Source organism: Rouxiella aceris (genome assembly GCF_012933545.1).
GTDB lineage: Bacteria > Pseudomonadota > Gammaproteobacteria > Enterobacterales > Enterobacteriaceae > Rouxiella > Rouxiella aceris.
Map to the genome: position 1 here is coordinate 193757 of NZ_JAADJU010000008.1, position 18090 is coordinate 211846.

15 protein-coding genes are annotated in these 18090 nt (G+C 52.4%); 7 read left to right on the plus strand and 8 right to left on the minus strand.

What is annotated here, in order from left to right:
• Positions 1-130: 130 nt before the first annotated feature.
• Positions 131-1240: an ABC transporter substrate-binding protein gene (locus GW590_RS15985; protein WP_169404054.1), complete on the minus strand. Its 1110-nt coding sequence runs from the start codon at positions 1238-1240 to the stop codon at positions 131-133.
• Positions 1241-1876: 636 nt separating this feature from the next.
• Between GW590_RS15985 and GW590_RS15990 the strand changes: the two genes are divergently transcribed.
• The gene (locus tag GW590_RS15990) at positions 1877-3091 is read left to right on the plus strand and encodes an alpha/beta hydrolase family protein (protein WP_169404055.1); all 1215 of its coding nucleotides are present in this window, start codon (positions 1877-1879) and stop codon (positions 3089-3091) included.
• Between the two features lie 37 nt (positions 3092-3128).
• On the opposite strand, the gene GW590_RS15995 is transcribed toward GW590_RS15990, so the two are convergent.
• Positions 3129-4040: a LysR substrate-binding domain-containing protein gene (locus GW590_RS15995; RefSeq protein WP_169404195.1), complete on the minus strand. Its 912-nt coding sequence runs from the start codon at positions 4038-4040 to the stop codon at positions 3129-3131.
• Between the two features lie 112 nt (positions 4041-4152).
• On the opposite strand from GW590_RS15995, the gene GW590_RS16000 reads away from it, so the two are divergent.
• Positions 4153-4905, plus strand: a complete 753-nt coding sequence (locus GW590_RS16000; protein WP_169404056.1) for an SDR family NAD(P)-dependent oxidoreductase — start codon at positions 4153-4155, stop codon at positions 4903-4905.
• Between the two features lie 265 nt (positions 4906-5170).
• Here the strand turns inward: GW590_RS16000 and GW590_RS16005 are convergent, their stop codons facing one another.
• Complete coding sequence (locus GW590_RS16005; protein WP_169404057.1) at positions 5171-6040, minus strand: LysR substrate-binding domain-containing protein; 870 nt, start codon at positions 6038-6040, stop codon at positions 5171-5173.
• Between the two features lie 163 nt (positions 6041-6203).
• On the opposite strand from GW590_RS16005, the gene GW590_RS16010 reads away from it, so the two are divergent.
• On the plus strand, positions 6204-7583 hold the full coding sequence (locus tag GW590_RS16010; protein WP_169404058.1) for an NAD-dependent succinate-semialdehyde dehydrogenase: 1380 nt from the start codon (positions 6204-6206) through the stop codon (positions 7581-7583).
• A 316-nt stretch (positions 7584-7899) separates the two neighbouring features.
• Here the strand turns inward: GW590_RS16010 and gorA are convergent, their stop codons facing one another.
• Positions 7900-9252, minus strand: a complete 1353-nt coding sequence (gene gorA / locus GW590_RS16015) for a glutathione-disulfide reductase (RefSeq protein WP_169404059.1) — start codon at positions 9250-9252, stop codon at positions 7900-7902.
• Positions 9253-9417: 165 nt separating this feature from the next.
• Positions 9418-10260: a 23S rRNA (adenine(2030)-N(6))-methyltransferase RlmJ gene (locus tag GW590_RS16020; RefSeq protein ID WP_169404060.1), complete on the minus strand. Its 843-nt coding sequence runs from the start codon at positions 10258-10260 to the stop codon at positions 9418-9420.
• Positions 10261-10484: 224 nt separating this feature from the next.
• On the opposite strand from GW590_RS16020, the gene GW590_RS16025 reads away from it, so the two are divergent.
• The 3 genes from GW590_RS16025 (at position 10485) to rsmJ (ending at position 13912) form a co-directional block, all read left to right on the plus strand.
• Positions 10485-10916 carry a TOBE domain-containing protein gene (locus GW590_RS16025; RefSeq protein WP_169404061.1) on the plus strand — a complete coding sequence of 144 codons (432 nt, stop codon included), beginning with the start codon at positions 10485-10487 and terminating at the stop codon, positions 10914-10916.
• A gap of 167 nt (positions 10917-11083) precedes the next feature.
• The gene (gene prlC / locus GW590_RS16030) at positions 11084-13156 is read left to right on the plus strand and encodes an oligopeptidase A (RefSeq protein ID WP_169404062.1); all 2073 of its coding nucleotides are present in this window, start codon (positions 11084-11086) and stop codon (positions 13154-13156) included.
• Positions 13157-13165: 9 nt separating this feature from the next.
• Positions 13166-13912: a 16S rRNA (guanine(1516)-N(2))-methyltransferase RsmJ gene (rsmJ, locus tag GW590_RS16035; protein ID WP_169404063.1), complete on the plus strand. Its 747-nt coding sequence runs from the start codon at positions 13166-13168 to the stop codon at positions 13910-13912.
• Here rsmJ and GW590_RS16040 read toward each other — a convergent pair.
• Both GW590_RS16040 and uspA read right to left on the minus strand, forming a co-directional pair.
• Positions 13909-14811: a MerR family transcriptional regulator gene (locus GW590_RS16040; RefSeq protein WP_169404064.1), complete on the minus strand. Its 903-nt coding sequence runs from the start codon at positions 14809-14811 to the stop codon at positions 13909-13911. The genes rsmJ and GW590_RS16040 overlap by 4 nt on opposite strands.
• 297 nt (positions 14812-15108) lie before the next feature.
• The gene (uspA, locus tag GW590_RS16045) at positions 15109-15552 is read right to left on the minus strand and encodes a universal stress protein UspA (protein ID WP_169404065.1); all 444 of its coding nucleotides are present in this window, start codon (positions 15550-15552) and stop codon (positions 15109-15111) included.
• Positions 15553-16052: 500 nt separating this feature from the next.
• Between uspA and uspB the strand changes: the two genes are divergently transcribed.
• Positions 16053-16388, plus strand: a complete 336-nt coding sequence (uspB, locus tag GW590_RS16050; protein ID WP_169404066.1) for a universal stress protein UspB — start codon at positions 16053-16055, stop codon at positions 16386-16388.
• 185 nt (positions 16389-16573) lie between these two features.
• On the opposite strand, the gene pitA is transcribed toward uspB, so the two are convergent.
• Entirely contained in the window at positions 16574-18073 is a 1500-nt protein-coding gene (gene pitA, locus GW590_RS16055; protein WP_169404067.1) for an inorganic phosphate transporter PitA, read from the minus strand.
• Positions 18074-18090: the final 17 nt, after the last annotated feature.

The following is an 18090-nucleotide window of genomic DNA, read 5'->3' on the forward strand; positions in this document are numbered from 1 at the left end:
CTGAGATCTGTCTGGCATGGTCAATTGCCACCAAAGGCTTCGATGTGGGTAGTTATCGGGATTTTGTTGCCGGGTAAAAGCAAACTTACCCCCTGCCAGGGGTAAATCCGCTTTTACCCTTGGCCGAGGGTTAAAACGGCGAGGCCTTGACACCGGTCCAGAAGGTGCCGGTTTCTTTTACCGTCAGGAAATCTCGGTTCATTTCATCCAGGGTACGTTGCGGGTCAACATCGCCAAAAATCTCCGGATGGAAGGTTTTGGCAAAAAATTCGGCAACCAGCAAGTGCCAGGGGCTTAAATAGAGATTTTGCCAGACAGCATAGGTTTTCCCGTTGCGTACCGCCGGTAAACCGGAAATGATCGCGTCTTTTGACAGCGATTGCACAAAACTTTGTTGTGCGCTTTGCCTGCTGACTTGCGGACCTAACTGCAGAGACTCCGGCGTATCGGGACCCGCCATGCCGGTGGCGAGATAGATATCCGGATTGGCGGTAATGAGCACTTCCGGGCTGATCTGACCAAAAACAGCGGGAAACTTACCGGCAGCGATATTGCGTCCACCGGCAAAGGTAATTAAGTCGGCCAGATTACCGTGTCCTACCGTGGTGCAGCACTCTGCCCTGCGGCCAAGATGCAACTGAAGCATCACCGAGGGGTTGGCGGGAGCCGCAGCCTTCAGGCGATCGCTAATCACCGCCATATGCTGGCGATAAAAAGCGATAAATTTCTCGGCCTTGGGCTGATCGTCCAATACTTCGCCAAGAATACGCAGGCTGGGCACGGTGTTGTTTAATTGATCGACACGAAAATCAACATATACCAGCGGAATATGGGCCTGATCCAGCTGCAACTCGAGCTGGTCCTGATTGGGCAGTTTTTTCGCATAGACCGGTAAAATCACCACATCGGGATGCAGAGCTATCACCTTTTCGACGCTGATATCGGCAAAGTTGGATTGACCAATAATCGGGATGCGGGCGATATCGGGAAATCTGGCGACGTAGCTGTTCCAGGTCTGTTTATCGAAATGCTGCAGGTCAGCCGGCCAGCCCACCACGCGTTTTAGCGGATTTCCCTCTTCAACCAACGCCAGCGTGTAAATCATCCGGCCTTCGCCAATGACAATGCGCTGAGGATTGTCGGGAATGACCACCTGGCGCTGCCTGATATCAGTAAGGGTTTTTGCCTGGCTGATGGTTGTCAGCAACAGCAGCGAGACCACAAGAAAGCGCTTGAGCATAAAAAATTATCCCTGAATGTTGGCGGGTGAGGAGAACTGGTTTCTTGTCCTGCGACCGGGTTATACCTATTGAAGGTGTCGGACACTTCGATCACTGAGTGCGGAGGCAAAGACGACGGCAGAAAGTAACGTCACCTGGTGAGCGCAAGCCGAAAAAATGGGTTTCATGGTTTTGCTATCTATATGGATTCTGTTTATTTGAAAGAAAATGGTAATGGTATTAATTCGTGTTATCAACATTAATATCCATCGAAGTTAAACGAGGGGACGTCAGTCTGTCAGAAGGCAGATTAGTGTCGATTTTTGGCAACTGTGGTGGGGTTATCAAGAAGCAACGCTGGATGTTATTGCCTTCTCACTTTGCCGGTTAGGTGTCTTGAATACTGCCTGATTTTTTGATATTCAACCAGATGCAAGCAACTATGTTTGCTACCCAATCTCCATCATGACCTACACTCTACCCGTGAGAACCGATTAGCGCCGGTTTGCCATCCGCGGGACTCAAAATCTGCCTAATCCAGGTCACTTAACCGCGCTATTTTCAACGTTAATAACCAATACTACTAACAGCATAGCGATCCCTGTGTTTAATGACATAAACAAAATTATTTTTATAACGATATTAAGGGGAAGGGAATGTTAAAAGCTTTTAATTCTGTTATCTATCTACTGCTGACTTTTTGGCTGCTCCCGGCTTTAGCGCAGGAGACCAAAAGCGCTCCGATCCCGGTGGCGGGCGGCATCACCTATCAGTTGATCGGCAGTTGGGATGTCGCGCGGTTAAATAAAATTCTTACCAGCGATACACCAGCGTTTTCGGGGGTAGATGTCAAATATACCCCGGCGCGCAATGCGGTAAAACTGTATCGCGTTACCTATCCTTCGGTGATCCCGGAACACGGCAATAAACCGACCCTCACCTCTGGCCTGCTGGCGATCCCCGATACCACCGACAAGTCATTGCCAATGGTTTCCTATCAGCATGGGACCGTATATGGCAAACATCAGGTGCCTTCTTTCCCGGAAGAGTCGCCAGAAACGCAGTTAATGATCGCCCAGTTTGCCGGGCAGGGCTATCTGCTGACTGGCGCTGACTATTTTGGCCTGGGGATCTCCGGCGAGCCTGAAGGTTATATGGTGAAAGGCAGCCATCAACAAGCCACCTATGACATGATTAACGCATCACGGCAGGTGCTGGCGCAGATGAAGCTGGCGGATTCTCGCCTGTTTTTGGCCGGTTGGTCACAGGGCGGCTTTGTAACCATGGCCTTGCTGGAGAAGCTCGAAGGTATCGGCATGAAAGTGCAGGGGACTGCCACCGCCAGTGCGCCGCTGGACGTTTTTGCCCTGCTGAACGGCTTTTTGTCCTTTCCACGCAAGTTTGATGCTAACTGGTTAAATAGCATCGTGATCCTTTCCTCTTTTGCCTATGAAAACTATTACGGTATTCCAGGCCTGGCCCACTCGGTGCTGACCGATGAATATTATGATGTGGCTAAAAAAGCCTACGATCGTCAGCCATTTAATCCGGCGGATATTCCTCAGGACCTGCATAAACTGATCCGCCCGGAATATTTCAATGCGCAATATTTTGCCAATTCAGCCTATGGTCGGTTGATTGCCTCTGCACAGGCATATCGTTGGGTGATCGCTTCTCCGGTGCATAATTACTACGGTGAGAGTGATGAGGCGATTACCATTGGCGTGGGTAAAATGGCCATGACCTATGCGCAGTCAATGGGTTCCGGCAACATGCAGGTTGAAGCCATCTCCACCGGTAAAACCACCCACCGAGGCACCTTTGCCACCGCCGTACCGCTGTGGAAAATCTGGTTCGACAGTAAACGCTAATCGGTTATGAAATAGCCCGGGGCCATTGATCTTGCGATCAATGGCCCTTTTCCGTTTTGTCGATCACCGGGAAGGTGGCGGCCAGATGATCGATAAATGCCCTGACCGCCGGTGGCAGTCCTCGACGAGTGGTAAAAACCAGATGCACAATTCCCGCTTGTCCTCGCCACGGCTGAAAAACGCGTACCAGTTGCCCCTTGGCCAGATATTCTGTGCAGGTGTGATCCGGCAGGAGCGCAATACCTATGCCGGCGACCGCAGCGGCGCGAACCGCGGCAAAGTCACTGCAGGTCATCCGTGGCTGATGGCGGATTAGCAGGCTGTTGTTCTGCGGATCGGCAAGCTGCCAGGTGATCTCTCCCGATTCATCGCTGGTGCCCAATGTTGGCCACTGGGTGAGGGTGTTGATATCACTGCTTAGGGTGTTTGCCAGCTGCGGACTGGCCACCAAGATGCGATAGGACTCACCCAGCGAGCGCATCACCATATCGGCATCGCTGGTCAACGAAGTACGCACGCGAAGTGCCACATCAATGCGTTCATTAATCAAATCCACCGCCCGGTCGCTAGCGATAATTTGAAGTTTTACTCTGGGATAACGGTTGAGAAAAGTGGGGACATTGTCCTGGATAATCTCCACCAACCCGGTAGGGCAACTAAAGCGTACTGGCCCGTAGGGTTCGGTTTTCACCTCCGCGACCACGGCTTCTGCCTGTTCTGCATCCAGCAGCAGTGTGCAGCAGCGTTCATAGAAAGCCTGGCCGATATCCGTGACCCGAAACCGGCGGCTGGAACGTTCAATCAGACGCACGCCCAGCCGCTCTTCCAGTCCGGCCACTCTTCGGCTCAGCTTGGATTTCGGCTGATGGATAGCCCGGCTGGCCGCGGCAAATCCACCGTGAGAGACCACCTGCACAAACCAATAGTAATCGTTAAAATCTGCCCGCATCATTGTTCTCCTTTTGGAACGATGCAACCCACTTTTGCCAGCTATTCAGGTTATCGTTGCAGATATATTCTCCTTCCTATGACGAAGGGTCGTCAATAACAGGAGATATACCATGAGCAACGAATTCAATAAAAAAGTCGTTATTGTTACCGGTGGCACCAGTGGTATCGGTCTGGCAACGGCAAAAGCCTTCTCTGAGCAAGGGGCCTATGTGTTTATTACCGGTCGTCGTCAGGACGCCATTGATGCCGCTGTCCGTGAAATTGGTGGTCAGGTAACGGGCGTACGGGCTGATATGAGCAGACTGGAAGATATCGACCGTTTGTACGATGCCGTTCAGCAAAAACACAGCCATATTGACACCGTTTTCGCCAATGCTGGCGGCGGCGAATTTGCGCCACTGGGGGCAATCAGCGAGGCGCACTTTAACAGCGCATTTGACACCAATGTGAAGGGGGTGCTGTTTACCGTGCAGAAAGCGTTACCCCTGATGCGTGACGGCGGTTCAGTGGTACTGACGTCATCAACCACCAGTATTTCCGGTACCCCGGCCTTTAGCGTCTACTCGGCAACCAAAGCGGCGGTACGAAGCTTTGCCCGCAACTGGATTTTGGATTTGAAAGAACGTCATATTCGCGTCAATGCCATTAGCCCCGGGTTAACGGAAACTGCCGGATTGAATGAACTGTTTGGCAATGGTGAACAGGCCGAAGGCACCAAGTCATATCTGGCGGCGCAGATCCCGGTCGGGCGGATAGGTCAACCCGCAGAGATCGCCCAGGCGGTGCTTTTCCTCGCCTCGGACCGAGCCAGTTTTGTGAATGGCGTGGAGCTGTTTGTTGATGGCGGTCAGGCGCAGATCTGAGGTGACAAGCCCACTTGATTTATTAAGTGGGCTTGTCAGACTGCTGACAAAGTCCATTATTAGGGAGAGTGCACCGTTGGGGTCGTAGCGGGCTTGCCCGCCGGAGCGCCCCTAGGTGTGCTATGCCCGGGTATCTCGATCATCAAGACGACGTTGTCATCAAACTCACAAGCCCACTTGATTTATTAAGTGGGCTTGTTGGCTTATCCGCAGTTGCAGGCCTTAAAATAGACATGACGCCGGGAATTCTCCATTTCTCGCTGTATCAGAGGGGGGTAGTCAGCCAGGCTTCCAGCCTCATCAGCGTCGATTCTTTTGGGCTGTCTTTATTCCAGACCAGATAGTAAGTTAAGCTTCCGCAGTCCAATTGATAATTGTCCATGGCGATCAGTGAGCCTGAACGCAGCTCATCTTCCACCAGTACCCGTTGTGCCAGAGCAATACCTTGCCCTTCCAATGCAGCCTGGTAGGCTAGCGCCGAACTTTCCATTTCTCGCCGATGCGGCAGGGTGTTCATATCAATCCCGAAGGCACTACACCACAGTTGCCAATCATCAGGACGCCCTCGCACCATCAGTAGTGTGTGCTGCGACAACCCGTCGAGATCCCTATTCGCTTTACGTCCTTCCGTTGGGCGGCACACCGGCATCAGCACATTTTTCACCAATGCAGTGGCGTGGCGCTGTGGCCACTCTCCGTTACCCAGTCGAATAGCCGCGTCACAATCCATGTCGTCATCCCACTCTGATGCGGTGGTCAGGCGGACGTCGATATCGGGATAAGCCATTTGGAATTTGGCCAGCCGTGGAATAAGCCAGCGGGTGGCGAAAGTAGTAAAGGAATGTAAGCGGATCACCGCCCGTCCGGCGTTGCGCTGGAGCACCTGACCTGCGCGGCGCAGACCCTCGAAGTGTACACTGATTTGCTGGAAATAAGCGTTGCCGGGGAGAGTAAGGATTAACCCGCGCCCCTGTCGCTGAAAAAGCGCGGTACCGAAGTGCTCTTCCAACAGACGAATCTGTCGACTTACTGCGCCTGGTGTCACCGACATACTTTCGGCAGCCGCACGAACACTTCCTGTTCTGGCAACAAATTCAAAGGCGAGTAAAGCATTTAACGGGGGAAGCTCGCGCATAGATTATGACCGTTTAGTTTTTCTCAACAATCGAGCAATTTTAATCGATTGTTGGCAAATAGCTACTGCCGCATTATCAGTCACGTCAAACGCACTCGGTAATAATCTCTGCCTGTGCAACTCCGCTGAGGTTCAGCGTCCCCCTGTGTAGGAATAACTTTCGATGATTAAAGTGACTAACCCTGCCGATGGCAGCATTGTCGGCCAAGTGCCTTGCATGGATGCAGCAGAAGTGGCCTCTGCCATTAACCGGACCTGTGAGGCATTCCCCGCCTGGGCGCGCAGAACGGCTAAAGAGCGTGGAGACCTGTTACGCGGCTGGTACGATTTGGTGCGCGCTGACAAACAGGTTTTTGCTGAACTACTGGTGAAAGAGAACGGTAAATGTTTAAGCGAAGCACTAGGTGAAATTGAATATGGGCTGGGCTTTATCGAATGGTATGCCGAAGAAGCCAAGCGCCTGAACGGTGACACCTTGCCGTCTCATGATCCCAATGCCACGGTATTGATCGTAAAAGAGCCGGTCGGCCCGACTGCCGCTATCACACCCTGGAACTTCCCGTTTATGATGATCACCCGCAAAATCGCCACCGCATTGGCGGCGGGTTGCACTATGGTGATCAAGCCGGCGGAAGAGACACCGTTGACGGCCTACAAACTGTTAGAATATGCACGACAAGCGGGCATTCCCCAGGGCGTATTTGAGATGGTGAGCGGTGATGCGAAAGCTATCGGCGAAGCCTTCACTAAAGACCCGCGCATCCACAAAATCTCTTTCACTGGATCGACTCGCGTAGGCAAGCTGTTAGCGCAAAGTTGTGGCGAAACCCTGAAAAAGATGACCATGGAATTAGGTGGAAACGCGCCCTTTATCGTCTTTAACGACAGCCCAATTGCAGAGACTGTTGCCGGGTTGGTCAGCGCCAAACTACGTAACTCCGGTCAGGTGTGTATCTCGCCTAACCGTGTCTTTCTGCAAGACGACATTTACGACCAATTCGTCGAGCAGTTGGTGGCTGCGGTCACTAAAATCCCTGTTGATCAAGGGATGCAAAAAGATTTTGTTGTTGGCCCTCTGATTAACCAGATGGCGATTGATAAAGTCGCCACGCTGGTTAACGACGCGGTGCTCAACGGCGCCACAGTGCGCCTTGGTGGTAAACCGCATCAGAAAGGTGGCTTGTTCTATGAGCCGACCATTCTTTGTGATCTGGATGAAACCTTTGCCGTGCACAATACGGAGATCTTTGGACCGGTATTTGCTATCTATCGCTTCAGCACGGAAGAAGAGGCGATCCGCTGCGCTAACAACACCGAATACGGTCTGGTGGCCTATGCCTGGACACGCGATCTGGGCCGTGCTTTCCGTCTGTCTAAACAGTTGGAGGCTGGCATGGTGATCCTCAATTCAGGCTCAGTGGGCACCGCATCAGTGCCGTTCGGTGGTATTAAGCATTCCGGCTATGGTCGTGAAGGCGGTCACTACGGCATTGAAGAGTATGTCCATGTCAAATATGTTCTGATGGCGGGTCAAAACCGCTAACACCTCTCAGGGGGAGCGCCATTGCCGCCATAATTGCTGCCAGTTAACTCAGTAAGGCGAAAAGGGTGTTTTTTCCTGATGCCTGGCCTGTCACCGCTGTATCAACTGTGGGGCCGGTGTTTATTGCAATTTCGACGGCATGCAGCAATTTTCAGCGGGGTACATTTGTGGAGCCTGAGTGATAAAGCATACTCCGTTGACCTCTTTTGAAGTGAATCCCTGCTTTGCGCTAGCAAAATAGAAATAAAAAAAACTGGCTTGTTACGGCCAGTTTTTAAAAATGACAAAGGCGCAGGTATATTTTACCTGCTCCCTCTTAGCGCATCGTCACAAACTCTTCCGCCGCAGTAGGGTGGATGGCAACGGTATTATCAAAGTCTTTCTTGGTCGCGCCCATTTTGACTGCGACCGCAAAACCTTGCAGAATTTCATCCATACCAAAGCCAATGCCGTGAATGCCGACGATTTTTTCTTCTTCGCCGACGCAAACCAGTTTCATCCGGCAGGGTTGGCGATGCTGCGTTACGGCGGTGTACATGGCGGTAAACGACGATTTATAGACTTTTACCTGATCGTCGCCGTACTGTTCTTTAGCCTGTGGCTCGGTCAGACCCAGCGTGCCAATAGGCGGATGGCTAAAGACCACGGTCGGGATCAGGTTGTAATCGAGATGTTCTTCCGGCTTGTTGTTAAACAGGCGTTCGGACAGACGACGTCCGGCGGCTACCGCCACCGGGGTCAGTTCTACCGCGCCGGTGTTATCACCAACGGCATAAATGCCTTTGACGCTGGTGTTCTGGTATTTATCGACTTCGATATAGCCTTTGGCGTTGGTTTTTACGCCGGTGGCCTGCAGATTAAAGTTGTCTGTTGCCGGCTGACGGCCAATGGCCCAGACCAGGCAGTCAACCTCAAAGCTTTTGCCGTTTTCCAGTTTCAGCGTCAGGCTGCCGTTGTCATTTTTCACCACTTCCTGCGGGATAGACTCCGGATGCAAGGCCGGTCCTTCGGTGTTCATCACTTCCACCAGGGTTTCGATAATCATTGGGTCAAAGCTGCGCAATGGCGTCTGTTTACGCACAAACAGATGGGTTTCTGCGCCCAGGGCGTTCATGACCCCGGCGATCTCCACGGCAATATAACCCGCGCCGACTACCGCGACGCGCTGCGGCATTTCCTTTAAATCAAAGAAACCGTCGGAATCGATACCGTATTCTGCGCCGGGAATTTGCGGATGGCTTGGACGGCCGCCGGTAGCGATCAGAATATGGTCGGCGGTGATGGTTTCACCGTTCACTTCTACCGTATGGTCATCGACAAAGCGCGCAAAACCGCGGATCACCTCGACGTTGTTTTTACCCAGCACATTGTCATAAGAGGTGTGGATACGATCGATATAAGCGGTACGGTTGGCGACCAGGGTTTTCCAGTTAAAACCGTTAACCTGGGTATCAAAGCCATAATCCGGGCCGTAGTTACGAATAGCTTCAGCAATTTGCGCCGCATGCCACATCACTTTCTTTGGAACGCAACCGACGTTGACGCAGGTACCGCCGAGGGCTTTTGCTTCGATAATGGCACATTTTTGTCCATACATGGCTGCGCGGTTGATTGATGCGATACCGCCGCTGCCGCCGCCAATTGCCAGATAGTCATAATGTTTGGTCATCGAATTTTCCATAAGTTAAGAAGGCCGGGAAGCTGTTGTTCCCAAAATATATTGGTATAGAGTTTAACGCCAGATTCGATTTTGTCGCAAAGTTTGCAACGATGATTGTGATAGGTTGGGCAGGAATGATGGCCGAAGCAGCGCTTCGGCCAGGCAGGGCCGGACTTACTCGGGGACGACCCATTTAACCAGTTGATGGCCGTGGCCGTTGGGCACCAGCGCTTCCAGCAACCATGGCAACAAGTTGTTCATTTGCTGCTCGAGTTTCCACGGCGGATTTATCACGATCATGCCGGAGGCGGTCATGCCACGTTGATCGCTGTCCGGACGTACGCCCAGCTCAATCTGCAAAATACGGCGAATGCCGGTGGCTTCCAGTTCGCGCAGCAGGCGTTTGATTTGCTGACGCATCACCACCGGATACCACAGCGCATAGGTGCCGGTAGCAAAACGTTTGTAGCCTTCTTGAATGCCTTTTACCACATCCTGGTAATCGGTTTTCAGCTCATAAGGCGGATCCATCAGGATCAGCGCGCGACGGCTCGGCGGCGGTAGCTGCGCTTTGATTTGCTGATAACCATCGGCACGCAGTACACGGGCGCGGGCATCTTTCTGAAACTCATTGCGCAGCAACGGGAAATCGCTGGGATGCAGTTCGGTCAGATGCAGTTTGTCATATTCGCGCAGCAACTGGCGGGCGATCAGCGGCGAGCCGGGATAGTAACGCAGGCTTTCATTGCGATTAAAGTGTTTGACCGCCGACATATAGGCCGCCAGCTCGGCGGGTTGGTCATCGCGCTGCCAGATACGGGCAATACCTTCGAGGTATTCACCGGTACGTTCGGCATGTTCACTACTCAATTGGTAGCGCCCGGCACCGGCGTGGGTATCGAGATACAGAAAGGGTTTGTCTTTTTCTTTGAGGGATTCAATGATTAGACTTTGTACGCTGTGTTTTAAAACGTCGGCATGGTTGCCTGCATGAAAACTGTGGCGGTAACTCAACATAGTGTTTTTACGTTTTCCGAATAATGTATAGTGACAGTAAAATCAGTAGGTTACCGAAAGTTTATACTGTGCAAGGATGCCATGCTTTGCCGAATTGCGGCGTGATTGTCAGCGCTAATTTCTCAATACAAAGCATATCATGTTCCCTAGTATAAACCCTTCTGGCAACGGCATGCTAACCTCTTAGTAGGCCGCTATTTTTTGTTTATTTTAAGGAGTTCTTTATGTCTGTTTCTGCACGCAATCAGCTTACCGGTGTTATCGCTTCGCTTTCCGAAGGCGCAGTTAATGATGAAATTGAAATTCAACTTAATGGTGGAGGAAAATTGGTGGCGGTAGTCACCCAGTCAAGCTCCCATACCCTGGGTTTGACCCTCGGTAAAGAAGTGACGGCGTTAATCAAGGCGTCCTGGGTGCTGTTGGCGACGCCGGACAGCGATCTGGTCTTCTCGGCGCGTAACCAGTTTAGCGGCACCATTACCTCGCTGGAAAAAGGGGCGATCAATGCCACCGTAGCCATCAAAACCGACGATGGTCTGGTGTTGACTGCGGTGATCACCAATGACAGCGTCGATGATATGGCGTTGGCCAGCGGCTCGCCAATTATTGCTCTGGTCAAGGCGTCCAGCGTGATCCTGGCGGTGAAAAAGTCCTGAGGAGCCGTGAGCGGGCAGCATCTTGACCCTTGATTTTCGCGGCGCCTGTCCTCATGTTAATAGGTATCGCGCTTCACTGATAATGTCTCATACTGATTAATCGGCCCGCGGCGCGTCGATGCAAGTACCGCCGCCGGCCGACTCTTAAGGATAACCAGGACTGCCCTATGACCCAATCTTCCTCAAACCATTCGTTAGCCCATAATCCGCTCCTGGAGCCGTTCGATTTACCGCCTTTTTCTGCTATCCGCCCGGAGCATATTGTTCCCGCCGTGAAGTCCGCCATTGATACCTGCCGTGCCACCATTGAACAGGTTGTCGCCGCGCCCGGTCCTTATACCTGGGACTCTTTGTGTCAGCCTCTGGCAGAAAGTGACGATAAGTTCAGTCGTATCTGGTCGCCGGTTAGTCATCTTAACGCGGTAAAAAACAGCGCCGAGCTGCGTGAAGCCTACGAGCAGTGCCTGCCGCTGCTATCGGAATTTGCCACCTGGGCCGGGCAACACGCCGGTTTGTATCAGGCCTACCGCGATCTGCGCGACGGTGATAACTACCCGGCGTTGACCCTGCCACAAAAGAAAGCCGTGGATAACGCCCTGCGTGATTTTGAATTATCGGGGATTGGCCTGTCGGCGGAGAAACAAAAACGCTACGGCGAAATCACTTCCCGTCTGTCCGAACTCGGCTCGACCTATAGCAATAATGTGCTCGATGCCACCATGGGCTGGAGCAAGCTGATCACCGATGTAACTGCCCTTGCCGGTTTGCCGGAAAGTGCGCTGGCGGCCGCTCAGGCGCTGGCTGAAGCCAAAGAACAGCAGGGCTGGTTGTTGACCCTCGATGCGCCGAGCTATTTGCCGGTGATGACCTATGCCGACAGTGGCGAGCTGCGCGAAGAGATGTACCGCGCCTTTGTTACCCGCGCCTCGGATCAGGGACCTCATGCCGGTCAATGGGACAACAGCGAAGTGATGGCCGAAGTGCTGGCGTTGCGCCACGAGCTGGCTCAATTGCTGGGTTTTGACTCCTATGCCGATATGTCGCTGGCCACCAAAATGGCAGAGAATCCGCAGCAGGTTATCGATTTCCTCAATGATCTGGCCAAACGTGCCCGTCCACAGGGCGAGCAGGAGCTGGCGCAGCTGCGTGCCTTTGCCAAAGAGCATTTTGCTGTTGAAGAGATGAACGCCTGGGATTTGCCGTACTACGGCGAAAAACAGAAACAGCATCTGTTCTCTATTAATGACGAGCAGTTGCGTCCTTACTTCCCGGAACAGCGGGCGATTGACGGCCTGTTCGAAGTAGTCAAACGCATTTATGGCATCACCGCCAAAGAACGCCAGGGCGTTGATACCTGGCATAAAGACGTGCGTTTCTTTGACCTGTTTGCTGAAGACGGTGAACTGCGCGGCAGCTTCTATCTTGACCTCTACGCTCGCGAAAACAAACGCGGCGGCGCCTGGATGAACGACTATGTCGGTAGCCTGCGTCGTAGCAACGGCGAACTGCAAAAACCGGTCGCCTATCTGACTTGTAACTTCACCCGTCCGGTGGGCAGCGATCCTGCGCTGTTTACCCACAATGAAGTCACCACCCTGTTCCATGAATTTGGTCACGGCTTGCACCATATGCTGACCAAAATCGACACCTCCGGCGTTGCCGGCATCAGCGGTGTGCCTTGGGATGCGGTGGAACTGCCAAGCCAGTTTATGGAGAACTGGTGCTGGGAGCCTGAGGCGCTGGCCTTTATTTCCGGTCACTATCAGACCAATGAGCCGCTGCCGCAGGAAATGCTCGATAAAATGCTGGCGGCGAAAAACTATCAGGCGGCGCTGTTTATTCTGCGTCAGCTGGAGTTCGGCTTGTTTGATTTCCGCATGCATGCGCAATACTCTCCGGCGAAAGGTGCACAGATCCTCGAAACCCTGGCAGAGATCAAAAAGCAGGTTGCCGTGGTGCCGACACCGAGCTGGGGCCGTTTCCCTCATGCCTTTAGCCATATTTTTGCCGGCGGTTATGCGGCGGGTTACTACAGCTATTTGTGGGCGGAAGTGTTATCGGCAGACGCCTTCTCACGCTTTGAAGAAGAAGGGATTTTCAATCGTGAAACCGGCCAGTCGTTCCTTGATAACATCCTGTCGCGCGGTGGTTCAGAAGAGCCGATGGAGTTGTTTAAACGCTTCCGTGGTCGTGAACCACAGCTGGATGCTATGCTGCGTCATTACGGCATTAAAGGATAACAACATCCCGTGAGTGTGTTTTTAGCATGTGAAGAAGGCGCCGATGCAGGCGCCTTATCTATTCTGGCGCAGCGCTGGCAGCTGGTTTCCGATGCCGATGCCGTGATGGCGCTGGTGTTGACCGCCGAGCGGCTGGAATTGCGTAAGCGCGATGAGCCGAAACTGGGGGCGATTTTTGTCGATTTTGTCGGCGGCACCATGGGGCATCGCCGTCGTTTTGGCGGGGGGCGCGGTGAGGCGGTGGCGAAAGCAGTCGGCATTAAAGGCAGCTATCTTCCCGATGTGGTGGATGCGACGGCGGGGCTGGGGCGAGATGCCTTTGTGCTGGCGGCGCTGGGCTGCCATGTGCGCATGATTGAACGTAACCCGGTAGTGGCGGCTTTGCTGGATGACGGACTTACCCGCGGCTATCAGGATGGCGAAATCGGTCCCTGGCTGCGCGAGCGTATGACCCTGCTGCATGGTTCAAGTCTGACTGCGCTTAGCGAGATTTCACCGCGTCCCCAGGTGGTCTATCTCGATCCCATGTATCCTCATCGGCAGAAAAGTGCGCTGGTGAAAAAGGAGATGCGAGTATTTCAGGGACTGGTGGGGGCAGACGAGGATGCGGATGGCTTATTGGTCCCCGCACGACATTTGGCAACCAAACGTATTGTGGTGAAGCGCCCGGATTACGCACCGCCCATGGCCGATACGCCCGCCCAGGCGGCAGTCACCACCAAAAGCCATCGTTTCGATATTTATACGCCGCTTTAAGCCTCGCAGGCACCCTGTTTGATCCAGTGGTCTACCAACACCGAGTTCAACGGATGCGGCGACAACAAGCGGGATGACGAAGATTGCAGTAATGGTCCGGCGCGGCCAAGTAGCATTACCGGCAACCCCTGGATCAACCAATAGTTATACAGCGCCCGCTGACGTTCGCTCAGTGGGCTATCTGACCAGATCAGATAGTGCTCCATGGTAAAGGGCGATAAATCGGGTTCGCTCACCGCAGAGCGGATCAGCTCGACGTTAAGACCTTCCCCCGACAGGTTCAGCGCTTCCAGCCACAGCTCCAGCGAGTCATCATATTGCATCGGGATCAGCAGTACTCGCGGGCGATTGCGTTTGCGGGAGGACGCCATGACAAAAGTGGCATATTCAATGATGATGCTGTCCAGCAATCCCCTTTGCTGAATGCAAGCGGCCTGGCGGCTGGTGGACATAAACTCTCTGATCGGGCGCAAAACCTGTTTGACCAGGCAGCTGGCCGGATATTCGCGACCAAAGCGCCAGACTAAACGCCGTAGTTTTTGCAGTTCGCCTTCACCGAGACAATGCAGTATCTCCGCCTGTAAATCACGCCAGTTGCTGTTATGGCGAGGGGGACTATCGGCATCGTTGTGGGTTTGGGCGGGATCATGAGATTGGAGATGGGTATCGATCTGCGCGATCGGGATCCCGGCATTAACTTTTTGCACGATCAAATGCAGGCGGGTGAGATCGTTTTCGCTGTACCAACGGCTGCCGTTCTCATCACGCTGCGGATTAATCAAGCCATAGCGTTGCCAGGCACGCAAGGTAACCGGAAGCACACCACAAAGCTGGGCAGTCGTTTCAATATTGTAATGACAGGGCGTCACGGGCCCTTTATGCGAATAATGTCTTTCCATAAGTTAACAATTCCATTTGCTCAATATTCAGCCTTTAGCTATATGACAAAAAGGTTGCTTTGTATAGTAAGATTTAATTTGAGTTAAGTTTAATAAGTCAAACATTGAGCTAAATCAGTTAACGGCATGTAACAGAAAGCCGAGCCTGGATACATGTCGGCTTAAATAATATACATATTGGGTGAAATATAGACATTATGGAATAATCCCCGGCGACTTTAATGCTAAGCGACCGGGGATGTGTTCCGTTACTGCTTCTCGATACTTAAGGTTTGATTACCTTTCAGTGAGTGAATTTTACTCTGCGGTTCCTTCTTCATCGCGCAGAGGAACAATCAGCATATCGATATGAACGGTATTAATCAGCTGTCGTGCTGAAGACATCAGCTTGCTCCAGAAGTCCTGATGATGGCCGCAAAGCACCAAATCTACGTCATATTTTCTGATCGCATCCACCAGCACCTGAGCCAGATCGCCGCTGCCGCTGAGGGTCTGGGTAATCGGATAACCGGCATTTTCTGACAGTTCGGTCAGGGCATGATGGGTTTCTTCAGAGATGCGTTTTTGCATATCACCAAGATTGACATCAATCAGGCCGGTGTAGAGGTCCGAATAGTTGACATCGACGTGGATAAGAGACACTTTGGCATTGTAAGGCCGGGCCATAGAAACGGCTTTCTCAACCAGTACTCTGCTCTCTGGGGAGAGATCAACAGCAATAAGGATGTGTTTGTAAGCCATAAGAAACTCCTTCCATAAGTCAGTTAATGTTTATTCCGATTATTATCTGCGTATCTTCCTGCCGTTATCAATAATGTACCACCGCAATACTGACGCAAAATGTCATCAGGATCACAACAACCCAAGATCGGCGTGTTAACTCACAAAGTGGACATTTTTGTGTCATAAATCGCTTTTTTGACCATAACATAATTCAAGTATAGCGCTAAGCCGCCGATGATAATGATACATCCTGTGGTCAAATGATGAGCAACGGGTCGTGGGGGGCGCTGGTGAGAGAAAAGATCACTATTTTGTCCCCGCTTTATCGTTCATTTCCTACAATTAATAATGAGCCGACGCGTAGCGTGTTTTATCAGGTACACGCCGAGATGACTGACCTGTAAAGGTCTGGGGGAAGGGCAGATGGTTGCCCGGGGGTATCGTGCAATATGCAGAGAGTCAGGGCGAGAAACTCACAGGCTGTTGTTGTCGGGTTGATGTCGCCTTAAGGGGGTATCATGATCAGTCCCACTGCGCTATTTTGGGCTTTGTGTGTGGTATGTGTGATAAATATGCTGCGTTATTACTCTTCTCTGCGGGCATTACTGGTGGTGTTACGTGGCTGCGATCCGCTTCTTTATCAGTATGTTGATGGTGGCGGTTTTTTTACGGCTCACGGGCAACCCAGCAAGCAGATAAGACTGGTGCGCTATATCTATGCTCAACGCTATGTCGATCATCACGATCCCGAGTTTATTCGCCGCTGTGAGCGCGTTCGTGGCCAGTTTGTTCTGACCACCGGCTTATGCGGGTTAATTCTGGTCAGTATGCTGGCAATGCTGATTTGGTATTAAATCGCGGATTATCATCTGGCGTTACCCTGGCGAGTAAAAATGGCAGGACCCATGGAACATAAGGAAGATGGAATGAGAGTGGCACGACAGTGAATCATTATCGGGGTATTGAAAACTAAAAGGCGGCGCAATATCAATTGCACCGCCTTTTTTATTTGCCGCGAATACCGGCTTTCGCTATGTGATTAAATCAGTTTTAGCGACAACCAGTAGAGTGCGCCGGAAAGTACAATGCACACCGGCAGGGTCAGTATCCAGGCCATGGCAATGTTTTTAACCGTGCGACTCTGTACACCACCGCCGTCGACCAGCATGGTGCCCGCCACTGCGGAGGACAACACGTGCGTGGTAGATACCGGCATGCCGGTATAGCTGGCGATACCGATAGACACTGCGGAGGTGACCTGCGCAGAGAGACCCTGTGCGTAAGTCATGCCCTTTTTGCCAATCTTCTCGCCGATGGTGGTGGCGACACGTTTCCAGCCAATCATGGTGCCCAGCGCCAAAGCCAGCGCGACGGCAACAATAATCCAGATGGGCGCATACTCAACGGTTTGCAGCAGATCGCTATGCAGATCGCCAAGGAAGCGCTTGTCGGCGCCACTGGTTTCATCCAATTTGGCGGCCCGGTCTGCGGTATCCGCCACGCACATCAGCAGGCGGCGCATATGGCTGCGTTGCTCCGGTGCCAAATCATTGTAGCTTTGCAGGTTAGTCAGCAGTTCCTGAGCGCGGTTGATGGCATCCATGGCGTGGCCGTTGTTACAGTGGAATTCCGCCACGGCACTCGGTGCCACGTCCGTTGGCGCAGGCACCAGCGGGGTCTGTGCCACCACATGCGGCAGGGCATCGGCGTGCTGTTGATAATATTGCTGCAAATGTGAGACGGCATCACGGGTACGAGTAATATCGTAACCTGTCGCGTTCATATTAAGCACAAATCCTGCCGGGGCTACGCCAATCAACACCAGCATAATCAACCCGATACCTTTCTGACCGTCGTTCGCACCATGGGAGAAACTGACCCCGATAGCGGAAAGGATCAGCGCGATACGCGTCCAGAATGGCGGTTTTTTCTTACCGTCTTTCTTTTCACGCTCTGCCGGTGTCAGATGGATGCGCTGACGTTTTTGTGTTCCGTTCCAGCAGCGACGCAGCACAAAAATCATGGTCCCAGCCAGTACCATCCCGACGATTGGCGAGATAATCAGCGACAGGAAAATCCCAATCATTTTGGGAATGTTTAAGGCATCCACAACAGAACTATGCGTCATCAGCGCGTTGGTCAAGCCGACGCCGATAATTGCTCCGATAAGCGTATGTGAACTGGAGGCCGGCAGGCCAAGATACCAGGTTCCCAGGTTCCAGATAATTGCCGCCAATAGCATAGAAAACACCATAGCGAGACCATGCGTAGAACCTACGTTCAACAGCAAATCGGTTGGCAGCAAGTGCACAATGGCATAGGCCACGCTCAAGCCACCGAGAATAACACCCAAAAAGTTAAAGACGCCTGCCATCATTACGGCAAGCTGCGAGCGCATGGCACGCGTGTAAATCACTGTCGCTACTGCATTGGCAGTATCATGAAAACCGTTGATGGCCTCATAAAACAGTACAAAGAGTAGTGCGAGAATCAATAACAGGCCGGTATGGAAATCCAACCCGGCAAATAAATGCAGCATAATTGTTACGCCAGTTT